The sequence below is a fragment of the Streptomyces tuirus genome, assembly GCF_014701095.1.
GTDB lineage: Bacteria > Actinomycetota > Actinomycetes > Streptomycetales > Streptomycetaceae > Streptomyces > Streptomyces tuirus.
On record NZ_AP023439.1, the window covers coordinates 3,729,971 to 3,745,722 of the forward strand.

At 68.8% G+C, this 15,752-nt stretch carries 16 protein-coding genes; 7 read left to right on the plus strand and 9 right to left on the minus strand.

Annotated elements, in window-relative coordinates:
* Window positions 1–80 precede the first annotated feature (80 nt).
* The gene (locus IGS69_RS17130; RefSeq protein WP_190900735.1) at window positions 81–983 is read left to right on the plus strand and encodes a LysR family transcriptional regulator; all 903 of its coding nucleotides are present in this window, start codon (window positions 81–83) and stop codon (window positions 981–983) included.
* 121 nt (window positions 984–1,104) lie between these two features.
* Window positions 1,105–1,587, plus strand: coding sequence for an NUDIX domain-containing protein (locus tag IGS69_RS17135; protein ID WP_190900737.1), 483 nt, complete (start codon window positions 1,105–1,107; stop codon window positions 1,585–1,587).
* A gap of 8 nt (window positions 1,588–1,595) precedes the next feature.
* Here IGS69_RS17135 and IGS69_RS17140 read toward each other — a convergent pair whose 3' ends face one another.
* Window positions 1,596–3,197 carry a globin domain-containing protein gene (locus IGS69_RS17140; protein WP_190900739.1) on the minus strand — a complete coding sequence of 534 codons (1,602 nt, stop codon included), beginning with the start codon at window positions 3,195–3,197 and terminating at the stop codon, window positions 1,596–1,598.
* A 591-nt stretch (window positions 3,198–3,788) separates the two neighbouring features.
* Here IGS69_RS17140 and IGS69_RS17145 point away from each other — a divergent pair.
* Window positions 3,789–4,652, plus strand: a complete 864-nt coding sequence (locus tag IGS69_RS17145; RefSeq protein WP_190900742.1) for a GNAT family N-acetyltransferase — start codon at window positions 3,789–3,791, stop codon at window positions 4,650–4,652.
* A gap of 85 nt (window positions 4,653–4,737) precedes the next feature.
* Here the strand turns inward: IGS69_RS17145 and IGS69_RS17150 are convergent, their stop codons facing one another.
* Both IGS69_RS17150 and IGS69_RS17155 read right to left on the minus strand, forming a co-directional pair.
* Window positions 4,738–5,160 (minus strand): GlcG/HbpS family heme-binding protein, encoded by a 423-nt coding sequence (locus tag IGS69_RS17150; RefSeq protein WP_190900744.1) that lies wholly within the window; start codon window positions 5,158–5,160, stop codon window positions 4,738–4,740.
* Between the two features lie 68 nt (window positions 5,161–5,228).
* Entirely contained in the window at window positions 5,229–6,437 is a 1,209-nt protein-coding gene (locus tag IGS69_RS17155) for an MFS transporter (protein ID WP_190900747.1), read from the minus strand.
* Window positions 6,438–6,578: 141 nt separating this feature from the next.
* Here IGS69_RS17155 and IGS69_RS17160 point away from each other — a divergent pair, with 141 nt between their 5' ends.
* Window positions 6,579–7,043 carry a MarR family winged helix-turn-helix transcriptional regulator gene (locus tag IGS69_RS17160; protein ID WP_190900749.1) on the plus strand — a complete coding sequence of 155 codons (465 nt, stop codon included), beginning with the start codon at window positions 6,579–6,581 and terminating at the stop codon, window positions 7,041–7,043.
* A gap of 207 nt (window positions 7,044–7,250) precedes the next feature.
* Here IGS69_RS17160 and IGS69_RS17165 read toward each other — a convergent pair whose 3' ends face one another.
* The gene (locus tag IGS69_RS17165) at window positions 7,251–8,636 is read right to left on the minus strand and encodes a serine hydrolase domain-containing protein (protein WP_190900751.1); all 1,386 of its coding nucleotides are present in this window, start codon (window positions 8,634–8,636) and stop codon (window positions 7,251–7,253) included.
* 73 nt (window positions 8,637–8,709) lie between these two features.
* Window positions 8,710–10,191, minus strand: coding sequence for a replicative DNA helicase (gene dnaB, locus IGS69_RS17170; protein WP_190900753.1), 1,482 nt, complete (start codon window positions 10,189–10,191; stop codon window positions 8,710–8,712).
* A 460-nt stretch (window positions 10,192–10,651) separates the two neighbouring features.
* Here dnaB and IGS69_RS17175 point away from each other — a divergent pair, with 460 nt between their 5' ends.
* On the plus strand, window positions 10,652–11,989 hold the full coding sequence (locus tag IGS69_RS17175; RefSeq protein WP_190900755.1) for an MATE family efflux transporter: 1,338 nt from the start codon (window positions 10,652–10,654) through the stop codon (window positions 11,987–11,989).
* A 172-nt stretch (window positions 11,990–12,161) separates the two neighbouring features.
* Here the strand turns inward: IGS69_RS17175 and rplI are convergent, their stop codons facing one another.
* From rplI to rpsF, 4 genes are all read right to left on the minus strand, one after another.
* Entirely contained in the window at window positions 12,162–12,608 is a 447-nt protein-coding gene (gene rplI / locus IGS69_RS17180; RefSeq protein WP_190900757.1) for a 50S ribosomal protein L9, read from the minus strand.
* Between the two features lie 18 nt (window positions 12,609–12,626).
* The gene (gene rpsR / locus IGS69_RS17185) at window positions 12,627–12,863 is read right to left on the minus strand and encodes a 30S ribosomal protein S18 (protein ID WP_003949403.1); all 237 of its coding nucleotides are present in this window, start codon (window positions 12,861–12,863) and stop codon (window positions 12,627–12,629) included.
* Window positions 12,864–12,908: 45 nt separating this feature from the next.
* Window positions 12,909–13,502 (minus strand): single-stranded DNA-binding protein, encoded by a 594-nt coding sequence (locus tag IGS69_RS17190; protein WP_190900759.1) that lies wholly within the window; start codon window positions 13,500–13,502, stop codon window positions 12,909–12,911.
* A 71-nt stretch (window positions 13,503–13,573) separates the two neighbouring features.
* Window positions 13,574–13,864 (minus strand): 30S ribosomal protein S6, encoded by a 291-nt coding sequence (gene rpsF / locus IGS69_RS17195; RefSeq protein ID WP_030847098.1) that lies wholly within the window; start codon window positions 13,862–13,864, stop codon window positions 13,574–13,576.
* A gap of 263 nt (window positions 13,865–14,127) precedes the next feature.
* On the opposite strand from rpsF, the gene IGS69_RS17200 reads away from it, so the two are divergent.
* Window positions 14,128–14,433: a hypothetical protein gene (locus IGS69_RS17200; RefSeq protein WP_190900761.1), complete on the plus strand. Its 306-nt coding sequence runs from the start codon at window positions 14,128–14,130 to the stop codon at window positions 14,431–14,433.
* A 169-nt stretch (window positions 14,434–14,602) separates the two neighbouring features.
* Window positions 14,603–15,724, plus strand: a complete 1,122-nt coding sequence (femX, locus tag IGS69_RS17205) for a peptidoglycan bridge formation glycyltransferase FemX (RefSeq protein ID WP_142161973.1) — start codon at window positions 14,603–14,605, stop codon at window positions 15,722–15,724.
* Window positions 15,725–15,752 lie beyond the last annotated feature (28 nt).

Here is a 15,752-nt window from a genome sequence, read left to right on the forward strand (position 1 = left end):
AGCGACAGAGACCTATCGACTTATTTATAGTTGAGCGCGGCCGGGGGGCCGGAGCGGGGGCCGAAGAGGGAGTGTGTGCGGTGGATCTGGCCTTGCTGCGGACCTTCGTGACCGTGCACCGGGCCGGCTCCTTCACCCGTGCCGCCGCTCTGCTCGGCCTCTCCCAACCTGCCGTCACCTCGCAGATACGGACGCTGGAGCGGCAGCTGGGCCGCCCCCTGTTCCTGCGACAGGCCCGGGGCGTGACCCCGACGAGCATCGGCGACGAACTCGCCCACAAGGCCGCACCCCATCTCGACGCCCTGGTGGAGATCACCGAGACCGGCCTCGACGACGACTCCTCCTTACGGACGCTGCACCTCGCAGGCCCGCCGGAGTTCACGGCCGAACGAGCCCTGCCCGCCCTCACCGAGCTGACCGGCGAGGACGGCCAGGGCTTCGCCTTGCGCGCGTCCTTCGGGAACGCCGAGGAAACACTGGAGGGGCTCTCCGCCGGACACCATGATCTGGCCATCAGCACCGCCCAGCCGCGCGGCGCCCTGCTCACGGCGACTGCGCTCTGCGACGAGGAGCACATCCTGGTCGCGGCTCCGCGCTGGGCCGAGCAGGCCGGCACCGGTCGGGACCGCAGGCCGGCACCGGCCCTCGAGAAGGTGCCTGTGGTGGAGGTGCACGAGTCGCTGCCGTTCGTCTCCCGCTACTGGGCCTCCGTCTTCGACTCGCCCCCGGCCGTCCCGGGCACCGTGATCGTCCCCGACCTGCGTGCGGTCCTGGCCTGCGCGGTCGCGGGCGCCGGGCTGGCGGTGCTGCCCCGCTACCTTTGCGCCGCGGCGCTGGAGCGGGGCGAAGTCGTCGCCCTGAACGAGCCGGACGTGCCACCGCTGCGCACGTACTTCCTGGTGGTCCGCACCGGGACGCTCGCCATGCCCCATATCGCGCGGGCTCACGAGTGGTTGCAGCAGGCTTCGGCCGACTGGTGCTGAAGCCCTCAAGGGCGGCTTCTGGCGACGAAGCGGGGTGCTTGGGACCATGCTTCACTCTGGGAGCTCAGCCGGTGACGTTTCGCGATGTTTCACGTGGAACCAGCCGGGCCACATTTCACTCATGACCGTCCGACCCGTGGTCAAGCGCACCGCCCGCGCCGTTCTGCTGGACGGTGCCGACCTGATCTTGATCAAGCGCACCAAGCCGGGTGTGGATCCCTACTGGCTCACCCCCGGCGGTGGAGTCGAACCCAGCGACTCGACCGTCGTCGACGCCCTGCACCGCGAGGTGTACGAGGAACTCGGCGCGAAGATCACCGACGTGGTGCCCTGCTTCGTGGACACCATGGAGCACATCGGGGAGGACGGCGGCGCGACCGGTGTGAAGGTGCAGCACTTCTTCGTCTGCCGTCTGGAGTCCATGGACCCGTCCCTGCGCCACGGCCCCGAGGTCGACGCGCCGGTCGGCGAGTACGAGATCGTGCGCGTGCCGTTCACCCGGGTCGGGATCGCCTCCGTCCATCTCGTGCCGCTGTCACTGCGGCATTACCTGGACGGCAACATCGAGGGCGTCCTGGCGATGCATGCGCCCGACCTGGGCTGAGACGCGGATCAGTTTCCGGCGGCGACCAGTTCCTCGACGGAGTCGTGCCGTATGCGGTCCGACGGGATGCCGCTGTCCCGCAGGGCGTGCACCCCACTGCGGATCATCCCGGGCGGGCCCGATAGGTAGGCGTCGAACTCGTTCCACGGCCCATAGGCGCGCACGGCGTCCGGCAGCTGCTGGTTGGCCTGCTGGTCGATGATCGCTCTGACCGCGAGCCACGGGTGGGTCTGCTGGAGGCGGAGCATGGTGTCGATGTCGTACAGGTCGTGGTCGGTGCGGGCTCCGTAGAAGACCTCGACGGACCGGCGTTCACCGTGCTCGGCGACGTCCTCGACCAGGGCCTTGATGGGCGCTATGCCCGTGCCGCCGCCCACGCAGAGCAGGCCGCTGTCGGTGGTGTGGTTCACGGTCATGGAACCCGCGGGCGGGCCGAGCCGGATGATGTCGCCGGGGCGGGCGCGGTGCACCAGGGCGTTGGAGACCCAGCCCGCCGGGACGGCCTTCACGTGGAACGACAGCAGACCGTCGGAGCGGGGCGCGGAGGCGAAGGAGTAGTGCCGCCAGATCCGGGGCCACCAGGGTGTCTCCAGGCTGGTGTACTGCCCGGCGAGGAAGGGGTACGGCTGGTCGGGGCGGACGGTGACGACCGCGACGTCCGGGGTTCTCATGTCGTGCGCGACGATCTCGGCGTACCACCAGGCCGGGGCGCGCAGTTCGTCCGCGGCCGCCGCGTCGATCATGACCTGGGAGATCGTGGTGTAGGTCCGGACCCAGGCCGCCTCCATCTCCGGGTTCCAGACCCCGGCCGCGTACTTACTCAGCGCGCCGATCAGGCACTCGCCGACGGCCGGATAGTGCTCGGGTCGTGTGCCGTACTTCCGGTGGCCCCGGCCGAGGTTCTGCAGGTAGTCGACGAGGACGTCCTTGTTGTCGATGTGTTCGGCGGCCGTGAGCAGCGCCCTGAGCAGCCGGTCCCGCTGGGTGTCCATCGCGGCCGGGAACAGCGACCGCAGATCGGGGTGGCGGACGAAGAGCAGGGCGTAGAAGTAGGAGGTCACCTTGTCGGAGACCGGGGCGACCTCGGCCATGGTGCGACGAATGAGGACGGCGTCCGGGGACCCCGCTTCGGCCGGCGCGGGAGTGACCTCTTCTTCGGGCGGCACCGAGGCGGGCCGTTGGGCGGGAACATGCTCCTCGGCGGCAGCCGTGGGCGGCGGAACGGTGGAGGCGAAGGGCGTCGGGGTGAGCGCTGTCGGAACGGGGCCCGGCGACGTGACGGTGGCAAGGCGCGGGACCGCGGGGGACTCGGCGTGCTGCGCGGCGGGAGGGGTGGACCGGGGTATGGACTCCGGAGCTTCACGCCTTTGGTCCGGCGCACCGGTGCTCGCGCCGTCGGGGGGCGCGGGGGTGTGGTCCGCCGGTGCTTCCGCGGCCGCCCCGGGCCTGCCCACCGGGCGTATCGCGGCCGGTCGACGCCCTTCTGCCGGCCTGTCTGCGGTTCCGGCGTCGCTGTCCGGCGGCGTCGTCGGGTTCTTGCGGGGTGTGAACCAGCCGCCCCCGCCGCCAGAAGTGCCGTTGTCGGCCGACGTGGTGGTCGGAGCGTCCATGGTGTGCCTCGCCTCGAGCATCTTTCGGTCGGTCTGCGCACTTCCCCAAGTCGGAAGGTGCCTGCTTTCCCCCGTGGACGGCTTGCGTTCCCATCCTTGTCGCGGCCAATGCGGCCACATTCAACCCGTATTCCGGCTCCGTACGGACAAGTAAGACGAGAGTGTGACATTGGCCGCAGTAACTCTCGTCGAGCTTCTCACTCGTCAGGACGCTTCCGTCGCATAACCGGAAACGCGGGTCTTCGATCTCTCCGTCCCGTTAGGCTGCGTTGCCCTGCTTTCGGCCCACGGGCGGGTCGTCCCATCCCGGATGCGAACCGGAGTCGACCCTACCGGCCACCGCCGCGCACACAAGTCCCCCCTCGCCTCGTCACGAATACGGGCACGCCGCGAATCATCAAGTCCGTCAACTATTGGACGAGAAAAGCCCGTTCAACGCCTCGATCGGACATCCGGTGTTCTTACGTGTTTCACGTGAAACATGCAGCGGTGGTCCGCAACGTGTGCGGGCGGCGACAACTGGCCAAAAGCTCGTATGACTCCTCTGAAACAGGTGGACGCCGGGGGCCGATGTCAGACAGCCTGACCTGCGTGTCGACTCCTTCCCTTGCCTCATTGCCCATCCGCCGTCTGACGCTTCGCGATCAAGCCGCCTGCGCCGACTTGTCCGAGGACCGGGGGTGGCCACGGGAGGAGCACAAGTGGGGCTTCCTCCTCACAGCCGGGCAGGGCTACGGCATCGAGGATCCCGACGGAGGCCTCGTGAGCGCCTGCGTCGTCACCGAGTACGGCCCCCAGAGCCCTTCTCTCGCCGCGATCGGCATGGTCCTGGTCGCCGGACGGCACGCACGGCAAGGTGTGGGACGCCGGCTGATGCGCCACGTCGTGTCCGCGATGGGCACCACGCCCCTCACCCTGCACGCGACGCCGAACGGCCGCCCCCTCTACGAGGAACTGGGGTTCAAGGTCATCGGACGGGCCGAGATGGTCATCGGGAGTTTCACTCCCGGTGGGCCGGAGCCCAGGGTCGCCACCCGGGCCGCCACCGCCGAGGACCTCACCGCGATCCTCCACCTCGACGAGCAGGTGTTCGGGACCGACCGCACGCACATCGTCACCCGACTCCCCGCATTCGCCGATCAGTTGCGGGTGGCCGAGGAGGGCGGACGGATCATCGGGTACGCGGCCGCCTGGCCCAACATGGACACCCACGTCGTCGGCCCGCTCATCGCACGCGACACATCGGTGGCCCAGGCGCTCATCGCCTCCCTCGCCGCCCACACCGACCGCCCCCTGCGCACCGACATCGATGTGCGCCACGAGGAGCTCCTCGCGTGGGTGAAGGAGCACGGCCTGGAGTCCGTCGCCTTCAACTCGGTGATGGCGTACGGCATCACCGAACTGCCCGGAGACTGGACCCGGCGGTTCGCGCCGGTCACGGTCGCGGCGGGCTGACGATCTCGATACGGCGACGCCGGCTCCCCCGGGATCGGGGAACCGGCGTCGCCGCTCTGAGGGGTCTCGCGCTGAAAGAGCCCGGTCAGGCGAGGGCCTCCACGGCGGCCGTGGCAAAGCCGTGGTCCTGCTCCGGGGCACCTCCGCCGACGCCGATCGCGCCGATCAAACGGCCCTCACGGTGCACCGGCACACCACCCGCGATGAACAGCAGGGGACGGTCGAGCGCGGTCGGCAGCGTGTGGAAGGGGCCGCCGGGCTGTACCGCGTCGACCAGGTCGGCGGTGGGCGCGTTCAGCTGGAGGGCCGTGTAGGCCTTGCGGGTGCTGGTCTCGCCGGAGATCAGCACGGCGCGGTCGTCCCGGCGGAAGGCGAGCAGATGGCCGCCCGCGTCCAGGACGGTGACGCTGACGGTGACGCCTGCGGCGTCTGCGGCACGGTGGGCGGCGGCGACGAGGGCGTCGGCGTCCTGGGTGGTCAGGGGGGCGACAGCGGGGGTTGTGTTCATGAGGGGATTCTCCTGGGGGACTTGCTGGTAGTGCCGGATCGTGGGGTGCATCGGGGTGATCCGGTGGTTCAGTGGTGGGCAGTGGCCCGCTGCTCGGCCGGCGCGGATCCCGTGACGACGGTGCCGGAGCCACCGGCACGGCGCTCCAGGGCGGCCGAGAGGAGCGCCAGGGCCAGCGCCCCGGCGGCCAGAGCGGCGCCGACCCAGTTGGGGGCGGTGTAGCCGAGGCCGGCCGCGATCACGAGGCCGCCGAGCCATGCGGACAGGGCGTTGCCGAGGTTGAAGGCGCCGATGTTCACGGCGGAGGCCAGCGTCGGGGCACCGTGCGCCTGGTCGAGGACCCGCTTCTGAAGCGGCGGCACGGTGGCGAAGCCCAGGGCGCCGATCAGCACGACGGTGACCGCCGACAGCAGCTTGTCGTGGGCAGTGACGGTGAACAGCGCCAGGACAACGGCCAGGGCGCCCAGGGAGACGTACAGCATGGGCATCAGGGCGCGGTCGGCGAACTTGCCGCCGACGAGGTTGCCGCCGACCATGCCGAGGCCGAAGAGGACCAGCAGCCAGGTGACGGAGCCGTCCGCGAAGCCTGCAACGTGGGTCATCATCGGCGCGATGTAGGTGATGGCCGCGAAGACGCCGCCGAAGCCGAGGACGGTCATGGCCATCGCGAGCAGGACCTGCACGTTCTTGAACGCGGCCAGCTCGTGTCGCAGGTGCACGCCCTCCGGCTTGGGCATGTCGGGGACGAGCCGGGCGATGCCGGCCAGGCCGATGAGGCCGAGAGCGGCGACAAGGCCGAAGGTCACCCGCCAGCCGGCGGACTGCCCGACCAGCGTGCCCAGCGGAACGCCGACCACGTTGGCGACGGTCAGACCGGTGAACATCATCGCGATGGCTCCGGCCCTCTTGTCCGGGGCGACGAGGTCGGCCGCGACGACCGAGCCGATACCGAAGAAGGCGCCGTGGGCCAGCGAGGCGATGATCCGGCCGATCAGCATGACGGAGAAGGCCGGGGCGAGCGCCGAGAGCAGGTTGCCGACGATGAACAGGCCCATCAGAAGCATCAGCATCCGCTTGCGGGAGACCTTGGTGCCGAGCACCGTCATCAGCGGGGCGCCGAACATGACGCCGAGCGCGTAGCCGGTCACCAGGTATCCGGCGGTGGGGATGGAGACCCCGTAGTCGCCCGCGACCTCGGGCAGCAAGCCCATGATCACGAACTCCGTCGTTCCGATCCCGAAGGCCCCGATCGCGAGGGCCAGAAGCGCGAGAGGCATGGAGGGGTACCTTCCCAAACGATTGCAGGAGCGCTTTGCGTGCGTTCACAATAGTTGCAGACGCGGGTTATGTGCAAGCGACGTCAATTGCGGTCGTGCTCTATCCTGGATGGCAGCCGCTCCGGGACGGAGGAAACGCCAATGACAGCGACGGACCCCGCGCTCACCGCTCTCGCCCAGAGCTGGCGCGCCCTCTCCCTGCTCCACGGGAGGATCGAGGCCCACATCGAGCGTGCCCTGCAGGCGGGGCACGACCTCAGCGCGCGCGAGTACTCCCTGCTGGACGTGTTGAGCAGGCAGCACGACGGGGACGGCGGGCATCTGCAGATGAAGCAGGTCGCCGACGCGGTCGTCCTCAGTCAGAGCGCCACCACGCGCCTGGTCACCCGGCTGGAAGACCGGGGTCTCCTGGAGCGCTACCTGTGCCCCACCGACCGCCGGGGCATCTACACGAACGTCACCGCGGCAGGTCTCGAGCTGCTGCAGGCGGCACGGCCGACCAATGACGCCGCCCTGCGCGAGGCCCTCGACGAAGCGGCGAAGAACCCGGAGCTGGCCCCGCTGGTCCGCGTCGTGGAGACGCTGAAGGCTCCGGTGCCCGCCTAGAGCGCGCCCTGCGTGGTCACCGTGGTCACCTCTCCAAGGGCGGTTGACTCTCGTCGGGTGCGGCTATGAGAGCCGTAGGGTGCGGCCATGGCCGATCTTGAAATACGTGCCGCCGTCCCTGACGACGTACCGGAGATCGTCGCAATGTGACCGGTGTGCGTGGGCGCCCCGTTTCACGTGAAACGGGGCGCCCACGCATCCCACCGCCTAGCGGATGCCGCGCCATCCCTCGGGATCGACGCCACCCGGCACAGAAGCCTGCTCCTCGTACGGCTGACGCGTGAACACGAACGAGCCGAGGTCCAGGTGACTCACGGACCCGTCCGGCCGCCGTACGGCCTTCAGGAGCTCGCCGGCGTAGTAGCCCTCCAGCCCCGTCCATGTGCCGTCACCGTTCGGGAGGAACCGCGAGCGACGGCCGGCGCCGGTCAGCGGCCCGAGCGAGACCAGCCCGTCGGCCATCAGCCGCAGGGCGAAAGCGTGCGTCCCCCAGTACCACTGCCCCGTCAGCCCCAGCAGCGACGGGTCGACCTCATCCAGCGGCTTCCACGGCGCCGGGATGCGCGGCTCCGCCTCGGCGACGATACGGACCAGATCGGCGGCGACGGAGAACAGCAGCGGTCCGGACGTGGAGTTGGCCAGGGCGATCGCCGCAACGTCGTCCTCGACGCTGATCATGAGGCACGCGAGGAATCCGGGCAGCGAACCGGTGTGTCCGACGAGGGACCGTCCGTTCCGTCGCCGGATCTCCATGCCCAGGCAGTAGGCGTAACCGCTCGCCACGTCCGCCGCCTCGTGAGGCGCGGCCGGTGTCCTCATCTCCCGTAGCGACTCGGCACTCAGCACCCGCTCGTCGCCGTTGACCAGGAAGACCGCGAACCGCGCCAAGTCTCCAGTGGTCGACCAGAGTTGACCTGCCGGCGCCATGCGCCCCAGATCCTCGGTGGGCTCGGGAAGCATCACATCGGCCCAGGGATGAACGGCCCAGCCGCCCGCATGGGGCGCCTGCGCTCGGGTGCTCGTGCGATGCAACCCCAGGGGTTCGAGCACCTCACGCCGAAGCACGTCCTCCCAGGGAGCCCCGCGGAGCTTCTCGATGAGTGCGCCGAGCAGGGCGTAGCCCGGGTTCGAGTAATGGAACCGGCGGCCCGGCGGAGTCAGCAGAGGCCGCTCGCCCAGTACGTCGGCGAGCTCGGGCCGCAGGGATCCGGGACTCCGCTCCCACCAGGGTCCCGGCGTCTCGGCGGCCAGCCCGCCCGTGTGCGCGAGGAGCTCGGCGACGGTCGCCTCCCCCACACCGGTGCCCGGCAGATGCTTCTCGAGTGGGTCCGCGAGATCCAGTAGGCCCTCGTCGCGCAGCCGCAGCACGAGAACAGCCGTGAAGGTCTTGGTGATCGAACCGATCCGGTACTGCACGTTCTCGTCCGGGGCGTGCCCGTCCACCGAGGTCCGTGCGCCCGTCCACACCGTCGTCCCGTCCCGTACCACGGCCGCGACGAGCGACGGGGCCCGCCCTTCCGCCTGTGCGACGGCGATGCGGTGCAGCAGAGCGCGACGCGTGCCGGGAAGCAGTTCTCCCTGAGATGTCGTCATGGGCCCAGTCCACCTGGCCCGGCACCTTCCCGTCGAGCACATTCGGGGGGAGGGACGATGAGGTCGGGGCGGATCAGGTCTGCGCCATGTCCACGAACCGCGAGTAGTGGCCCTGGAAGGCGACGGTGATCGTCGCCGTCGGGCCGTTTCGGTGCTTGCCCACGATGATGTCCGCCTCGCCCGCGCGGGGCGACTCCTTCTCGTACGCGTCCTCGCGGTGCAGAAGGATCACCATGTCGGCGTCCTGCTCGATGGAGCCCGACTCACGCAGGTCGGACACCATCGGCTTCTTGTCCGTGCGCTGCTCGGGACCACGGTTGAGCTGGGAGAGCGCGATCACCGGAACCTCCAGCTCCTTGGCCAGGAGCTTGAGGTTCCGGGACATGTCCGAGACCTCCTGCTGACGGCTCTCGGAGCGCTTCGATCCCCCGGCCTGCATCAGCTGGAGATAGTCGATGATCACGAGCCTGATGTCGTTGCGCTGCTTCAGTCGACGGCACTTCGCACGGATCTCCATCATCGACAGGTTCGGGGAGTCGTCGATGTAGAGGGGTGCGGACGAGACCTCGGGCATCCGGCGCGCCAGACGCGTCCAGTCGTCGTCCGTCATGGTGCCGGACCGCATGTGGTGAAGGGCGACGCGGGCCTCTGCGGACAGCAGACGCATCGCGATCTCGTTGCGCCCCATCTCCAGGGAGAAGATGACACTCGGCAGGTTGTGCTTGATCGACGCGGCCCGGGCGAAGTCCAGGGCCAGCGTCGACTTACCCATGGCGGGACGGGCCGCGATGACGATCATCTGCCCGGGGTGCAGGCCGTTGGTGAGCGAGTCGAAGTCGGTGAAGCCGGTGGGCACGCCGGTCATCTCGCCGCTGCGCGAGCCGATGGCCTCGATCTCGTCGAGCGCGCCCTCCATGATGTCGCCGAGCGGCAGGTAGTCCTCGCTGGTGCGCTGCTCGGTGACCGCGTAGACCTCCGCCTGGGCACGGTTGACGATCTCGTCGACGTCGTCGTCGGCCGCGTATCCCATCTGCGTGATGCGGGTACCGGCCTCGACCAGGCGGCGCAGGACCGCCCGCTCGTGGACGATCTCCGCGTAGTACGCCGCGTTGGCTGCCGTGGGCACCGTCTGGACGAGGGTGTGCAGGTACGAGGCCCCGCCGACCTTGTTGATCTCGCCGCGCTTGGTGAGCTCGGCCGCGATCGTGATGGGGTCGGCCGGCTCGCCCTTGGCGTAGACGTCGAGGACGGCCTGGTAGATCGTCTCGTGGGCCGGCTTGTAGAAGTCGTGGCCCTTGAGGATCTCGACGACGTCGGCGATGGCGTCCTTGGACAGGAGCATGCCGCCGAGGACGGACTGCTCGGCGTCGATGTCCTGCGGGGGGACCCGCTCGAACGACGGGGACGATCCGCCGTCCCACGCCCCGTTGTCCCTGCCGCGCTCGTGCTGTTCGTCGCGGCCCCGGGCTCCGTCGCCCCGCCGACGGGAGGCGGGCAGACGATCACTGGGCCCGCTGTCGGCCCACGGGTCGTCCAAGGGCTCGGAAATGCTCACCGAGCCACCTCCTCCCGTCCGCCGAAGCAGACCTAGCCGTGCCTCTCTGTTCTACGGCACGGCACTGACAAATAAGAGGCCCAACTCCGGTTGGCACGCGCCGGTTTTGTGGCGTTTTGAAAACCGGCGGACGGAGCGGGCGCCGGACTACCGTAGGCCCCTCGGCACCGTCAGCCAATCTGGTTATCCACAGGCCATGTGGACGACGGCCCAGATGCTGTGGAGAACTCCGCGAAACCTGTGCACGACGCGGTGGACAGGCCTGTGAACAAGCAACGCTCCTCGCGAGAGGAACCGCCCTGACCTGCGACTTCGCCATCCACCGGCTGTGCAGAAGAAAAACTTCCCCAACCGGCTCAAGATCGCCTCGAAGAGTGCACAGCAGTGCGCACCCCGGGACAGAAAGTAAGGGTCGCAAAAGCTTTGCATCTCTTACCTGTGGACGATTAGATTGGTGCACATGACACAGGCCCCCGTGCGCCGCCGAGCCGGCCGGAGACAGCACGACCGCGAGATCGTCGCACTGGCCCTTCCGGCCTTCGGCGCCCTCGTCGCCGAGCCCCTCTTCCTCCTGACCGACACCGCCATCGTCGGCCATCTGGGCACGGCCCAACTCGCCGGCCTCGGCATCGCCTCGGCCCTGCTGATGACCGCCGTGAGCGTCTTCGTCTTTCTCGCCTACGCCACAACAGCCGCGGTGGCCCGTCGCGTCGGAGCGGGCGACCTCCAGGCCGCCATCCGGCAAGGCATGGACGGCATTTGGCTGGCACTGCTCCTCGGCGCCGCCGTTGTCGCGGTCGCGCTGCCCACGGCACCCCACCTCGTGGACCTCTTCGGCGCCTCGGACGCGGCAACCCCATACGCGATCACGTATCTGCGCATCTCCGCGCTCGGCATACCGGCCATGCTCGTCGTCCTCGCGGCGACCGGCGTCCTGCGTGGCCTGCAGGACACCAGGACCCCGCTCTACGTGGCCATCGCGGGCTTCGCCGCCAACGGCGCCCTCAACGCCGGGCTCGTCTACGGCGCCGGCATGGGGATCGCGGGTTCCGCATGGGGCACCGTCATCGCTCAGTGCGGCATGGCCGCGGCCTACCTCGCGGTCGTTCTGCGAGGAGCGCGCAAGCACGGTGCCTCGTTGCGCCCGGACGCCGCCGGGATCAGGGCGTCCGCACAAGCCGGTGTGCCTCTGCTGGTCCGCACCCTCTCCCTGCGGGCGATCCTGATGATCGCCACGGCGGTCGCCGCCCGCCTCGGGGACGCCGACATCGCGGCCCACCAGATCATCCTCTCCCTGTGGAACCTGCTGGCCTTCGCCCTCGACGCCATCGCCATCGCGGGGCAAGCCATCATCGGTCGCTACCTCGGAGCCGGTGACGCCCAAGGCGCCAGAGACGCGTGCCGTCGCATGGTGGAGTGGGGCATCGCCGTCGGGGTGGTCCTGGGCGTACTGGTGGTCGCCACCCGACCAGCGTTCCTGCCCCTGTTCACCAGTGACCCGGGGGTCAAGGACGTGGCGCTGCCCGCCCTGATCATCGTCGCGCTTTCCCAGCCGATCTCCGGCATCGTCTTCGTTCTGGACGGAGTCCTGATGGGTGCCGGCGACGGCCCGTACCTCGCCTGGGCCATGCTGCTCACGCTGGCGGTGTTCACGCCGGTGGCCCTGCTGGTCCCCGTATTGGGCGGTGGGCTCACCGCCCTCTGGGCGACGATGGCGCTGATGATGACCGTGCGGATGGTGACGCTGTGGGTCCGTGCGCGTTCGGGGCGCTGGATCGTCACAGGCGCGACTCGCTGACCGTTTCACGTGAAACGCTGCCTGTTTCACGTGAAACAGGGTGTGCTCCACAGAACGCGGTGTTTCACGTGAAACACGGACGCCCCCGGCATGCCGCCACCCAACGGACACGAAAGGGGCCGCACCCTCCAGGGTGCGGCCCCTTCGCTTACTGCTTCAGCTGACGCGGCATTCAGGCCGCGACGACCTCGATGTTGACCTTGGCGGCAACCTCGGGGTGCAGACGCACGGACGTCTCGTGAGCGCCCAGTGTCTTGATCGGCGAGCCGAGCTCGATGCGACGCTTGTCGACCTCGGGACCACCGGAGGCCTTGATCGCGGAAGCGACGTCGGCCGGCGTGACGGAACCGAAGAGACGACCGGCCTCGCCGGAGCGAACGGCCAGACGGACCTTGACGCCCTCGAGCTGGGCCTTCACAGCGTTGGCCTGCTCGATGGTCTGGATCTCGTGGATCTTGCGAGCACGACGGATCTGCTCGACGTCCTTCTCGCCACCCTTGGTCCAGCGGATAGCGAACTTCCGCGGGATCAGGTAGTTACGAGCGTAACCGTCCTTGACGTCGACGACGTCGCCCGCGGCACCGAGGCCGGAGACCTCGTGGGTGAGGATGATCTTCATGAGTCGGTCACCCTTCCCTTATCGCGCGGTGGAGGTGTAGGGCAGCAGCGCCATCTCACGGCTGTTCTTCACAGCCGTGGCGACGTCACGCTGGTGCTGCGTGCAGTTGCCGGTCACGCGGCGGGCACGGATCTTGCCGCGGTCGGAAATGAACTTCCGCAGCATGTTCGTGTCCTTGTAGTCCACGTACGTGACCTTGTCCTTGCAGAATGCGCAGACCTTCTTCTTCGGCTTGCGCACAGGCGGCTTAGCCATGGTGTTTCTCCTGTGTGATCAAGAAGTGTGAGTGCGAACCCGCCCCTAGAAGGGGGGCTCGTCCGAGTAGCCGCCGCCACCGCCGCCGGAGTTTCCACCCCAGCCGCCGCCACCGCCCTGGTTGCCACCAGCGGGAGCGCCGGTCGCCCACGGATCGTCGGCGGGAGCGCCGCCGCCCTGCTGGCCGCCACCGGGGCCGCCGCCCCAGCCGCCGCCACCCTGGCCGCCACCGCCACCGCCGCCGTAACCACCCTGGCCGCCCTGGCCACCGCGGCCGGTGGTCTTGGTGACCTTGGCCGTGGCGTTGCGCAGGCTGGCGCCGACTTCCTCGACGTCCAGCTCGTAGACCGTGCGCTTGACACCCTCACGGTCCTCGTAGGACCGCTGCTTCAGCCGGCCCTGCACGATGACGCGCATGCCTCGCTGGAGCGACTCCGCGACGTTCTCCGCCGCCTGACGCCAGACCGAGCAGGTCAGGAAGAGGCTCTCGCCGTCCTTCCACTCGTTCGTCTGGCGGTCGAAGGTGCGGGGGGTGGACGCGACACGGAACTTCGCGACCGCCGCACCGGAGGGGGTGAAGCGCAGCTCGGGGTCATCGACAAGATTGCCGACGACCGTGATGACGGTCTCGCCTGCCATGGGGGAACCTCTCGGCGGGTTTGCTCTGGCTGCTTGCTACTCGAATCCCGGGATCAGCTGAGCTGGGAAGCTCAGTGGGTCTCGGGGCGGAGGACCTTGGTCCGGAGGACCGACTCGTTCAGGTTCATCTGGCGGTCGAGCTCCTTGACGACCGCAGGCTCGGCCTGCAGGTCGATGACCGAGTAGATGCCCTCGGGCTTCTTCTTGATCTCGTACGCGAGACGACGACGGCCCCAGGTGTCGACCTTCTCGACCTTTCCGCCGCCGTCACGGACGACAGAGAGGAAGTTCTCGATCAGCGGAGAGACAGCGCGCTCCTCGACCTCGGGGTCGAGGATGACCATCACCTCGTAGTGACGCATGTGGAACCCACCTCCTTTGGACTCAGCGGCCACGGTCGTTCCGTGGCAGGAGGGTTGTGATGCGTAGCAACGGTATCGGCCACCACTGACAATCGAGGCTTCTGGCGAGAAGCCCCTGCCATGACATGGGCAGACACCGGTGCGGACGGTACAGAGTACCCGCACAGCGGCTTGCGGTTGAAATCCGGCCGCCAGGGCAGCCAATCTGTACACATCGGGTGTGTATGGCGCTACGATGCGCCGACTTTCGCAGGAGGTGCCCTATGGCACAGGCATTGCGACCCAACACCGCCGGCGGCCTCTTCGCCACGGACGGCCAGCCCCATCCCCTCCAGGACGCGCTGCTCGCGGTGACCCTGGTGCTGGGCCTCACCTCGTTCCTCTCGGCGATCATCGACGAGGACCTGCATCTGCTCAGCTCCTGGGCCGGTCTCGTGGGCATCCTCACGGGTGCGTACGGCCAGTGGATCTCGGAGACGACCCGCGAGCGGTTCGGCCTGATCCTCGGCCTGGGCGCATCGGGCGTGGGGTTCTTCCTGGGCATGGCGCACGGCGGTCTCATCGGCTGACGCCAGGACACCCCCTTCATCCGAACACCGGGTCACGCCCCGGCCGGCCTCGGGCCGGGGCGAAGGTTCCGTACGCCCAACCGGCGCGCTTCCACGGCGCAGTAGGCTTCGCGCGAGAGCCGGAGCCCCTGTACCCATGGGGACACACCAGCCCGAGGAGCGCCCCTAAATGAGCCTGACCCTGAGGACCATCAGTCGCGAGCAGCATCTGGCCTACATCCAGAGCCTGCCGTCGGCGAGCCACATGCAGGTCCCGGCCTGGGCTGACGTCAAGGCGGAGTGGCGCTCCGAGAACCTCGGCTGGTTCGACGACCGCACGGGCGAGATGGTCGGTGCCGGTCTGGTCCTCTACCGGCAGCTTCCCAAGATCAAGCGCTACCTCGCCTACCTGCCCGAGGGCCCGGTCATCAACTGGTTCGCGCCGAATCTGCAGGACTGGATCGAGCCGATGCTGGCGCATCTGAAGCAGCAGGGCGCCTTCTCCGTGAAGATGGGCCCGCCGGTGATCATCCGGCGCTGGGAGGCCCCCTCCATCAAGGCGGGCATCCAGAACCCGGACGTCAAGCGCCTGCGCGACATCGAGGCCGATCACATCGAGCCGCGTGCCTTCGAGGTCGCCGACAAGCTGCGCCGCATGGGCTGGCAGCAGGGCGAGGACGGCGGCGCCGGTTTCGGCGACGTCCAGCCCCGCTACGTCTACCAGGTGCCGCTGGCGAACCGCTCCCTGGAAGAGGTCCACAAGAACTTCAACCAGCTGTGGCGTCGCAACATCAAGAAGGCCGAGAAGGCCGGCGTCGAGGTCGTCCAGGGTGGCTACCAGGATCTCGAGGAGTGGCAGCGGCTGTACGAGATCACGGCCGTGCGCGACCACTTCCGGCCGCGCCCGCTGTCGTACTTCCAGCGCATGTGGACGGCCCTCAACACCGAGGACCCCAACCGGATGCGGCTGTACTTCGCCCGCCACAACGGCGTGAACCTGTCGGCCGCGACGATGCTGATCGTCGGCGGGCACGTCTGGTACTCCTACGGCGCCTCCGACAACATCGGCCGTGAGGTCCGCCCCTCGAACGCGATGCAGTGGCGGATGCTGCGCGACGCCTACGCGCTCGGCGCCACCGTCTACGACCTGCGCGGCATCTCCGACTCGCTGGACGAGACCGACCATCTCTTCGGTCTGATCCAGTTCAAGGTGGGTACCGGCGGCCAGGCGGCCGAGTACCTCGGCGAGTGGGACTTCCCGCTGAACAAGCTGCTGCACAAGGCGCTCGACATCTACATGTCGCGCCGCTGATGTCCCGTTCAGTGCTTCTATACCTCTG

Bases quoted from the DNA above. Each gene is read 5' to 3' on its own strand.
- IGS69_RS17175 (WP_190900755.1), top strand. From the start codon at position 10,652: ATGACACAGGCCCCCGTGCGCCGCCGAGCCGGCCGGAGACAGCACGAC.
- IGS69_RS17140 (WP_190900739.1), bottom strand. From the start codon at position 3,197: ATGGACGCTCCGACCACCACGTCGGCCGACAACGGCACTTCTGGCGGC.
- IGS69_RS17160 (WP_190900749.1), top strand. From the start codon at position 6,579: ATGACAGCGACGGACCCCGCGCTCACCGCTCTCGCCCAGAGCTGGCGC.
- femX (WP_142161973.1), top strand. From the start codon at position 14,603: ATGAGCCTGACCCTGAGGACCATCAGTCGCGAGCAGCATCTGGCCTAC.
- IGS69_RS17135 (WP_190900737.1), top strand. From the start codon at position 1,105: ATGACCGTCCGACCCGTGGTCAAGCGCACCGCCCGCGCCGTTCTGCTG.
- rpsF (WP_030847098.1), bottom strand. From the start codon at position 13,864: ATGCGTCACTACGAGGTGATGGTCATCCTCGACCCCGAGGTCGAGGAG.
- rplI (WP_190900757.1), bottom strand. From the start codon at position 12,608: ATGAAGATCATCCTCACCCACGAGGTCTCCGGCCTCGGTGCCGCGGGC.
- IGS69_RS17165 (WP_190900751.1), bottom strand. From the start codon at position 8,636: ATGACGACATCTCAGGGAGAACTGCTTCCCGGCACGCGTCGCGCTCTG.
- IGS69_RS17200 (WP_190900761.1), top strand. From the start codon at position 14,128: ATGGCACAGGCATTGCGACCCAACACCGCCGGCGGCCTCTTCGCCACG.
- IGS69_RS17155 (WP_190900747.1), bottom strand. From the start codon at position 6,437: ATGCCTCTCGCGCTTCTGGCCCTCGCGATCGGGGCCTTCGGGATCGGA.
- rpsR (WP_003949403.1), bottom strand. From the start codon at position 12,863: ATGGCTAAGCCGCCTGTGCGCAAGCCGAAGAAGAAGGTCTGCGCATTC.
- IGS69_RS17150 (WP_190900744.1), bottom strand. From the start codon at position 5,160: ATGAACACAACCCCCGCTGTCGCCCCCCTGACCACCCAGGACGCCGAC.
- IGS69_RS17190 (WP_190900759.1), bottom strand. From the start codon at position 13,502: ATGGCAGGCGAGACCGTCATCACGGTCGTCGGCAATCTTGTCGATGAC.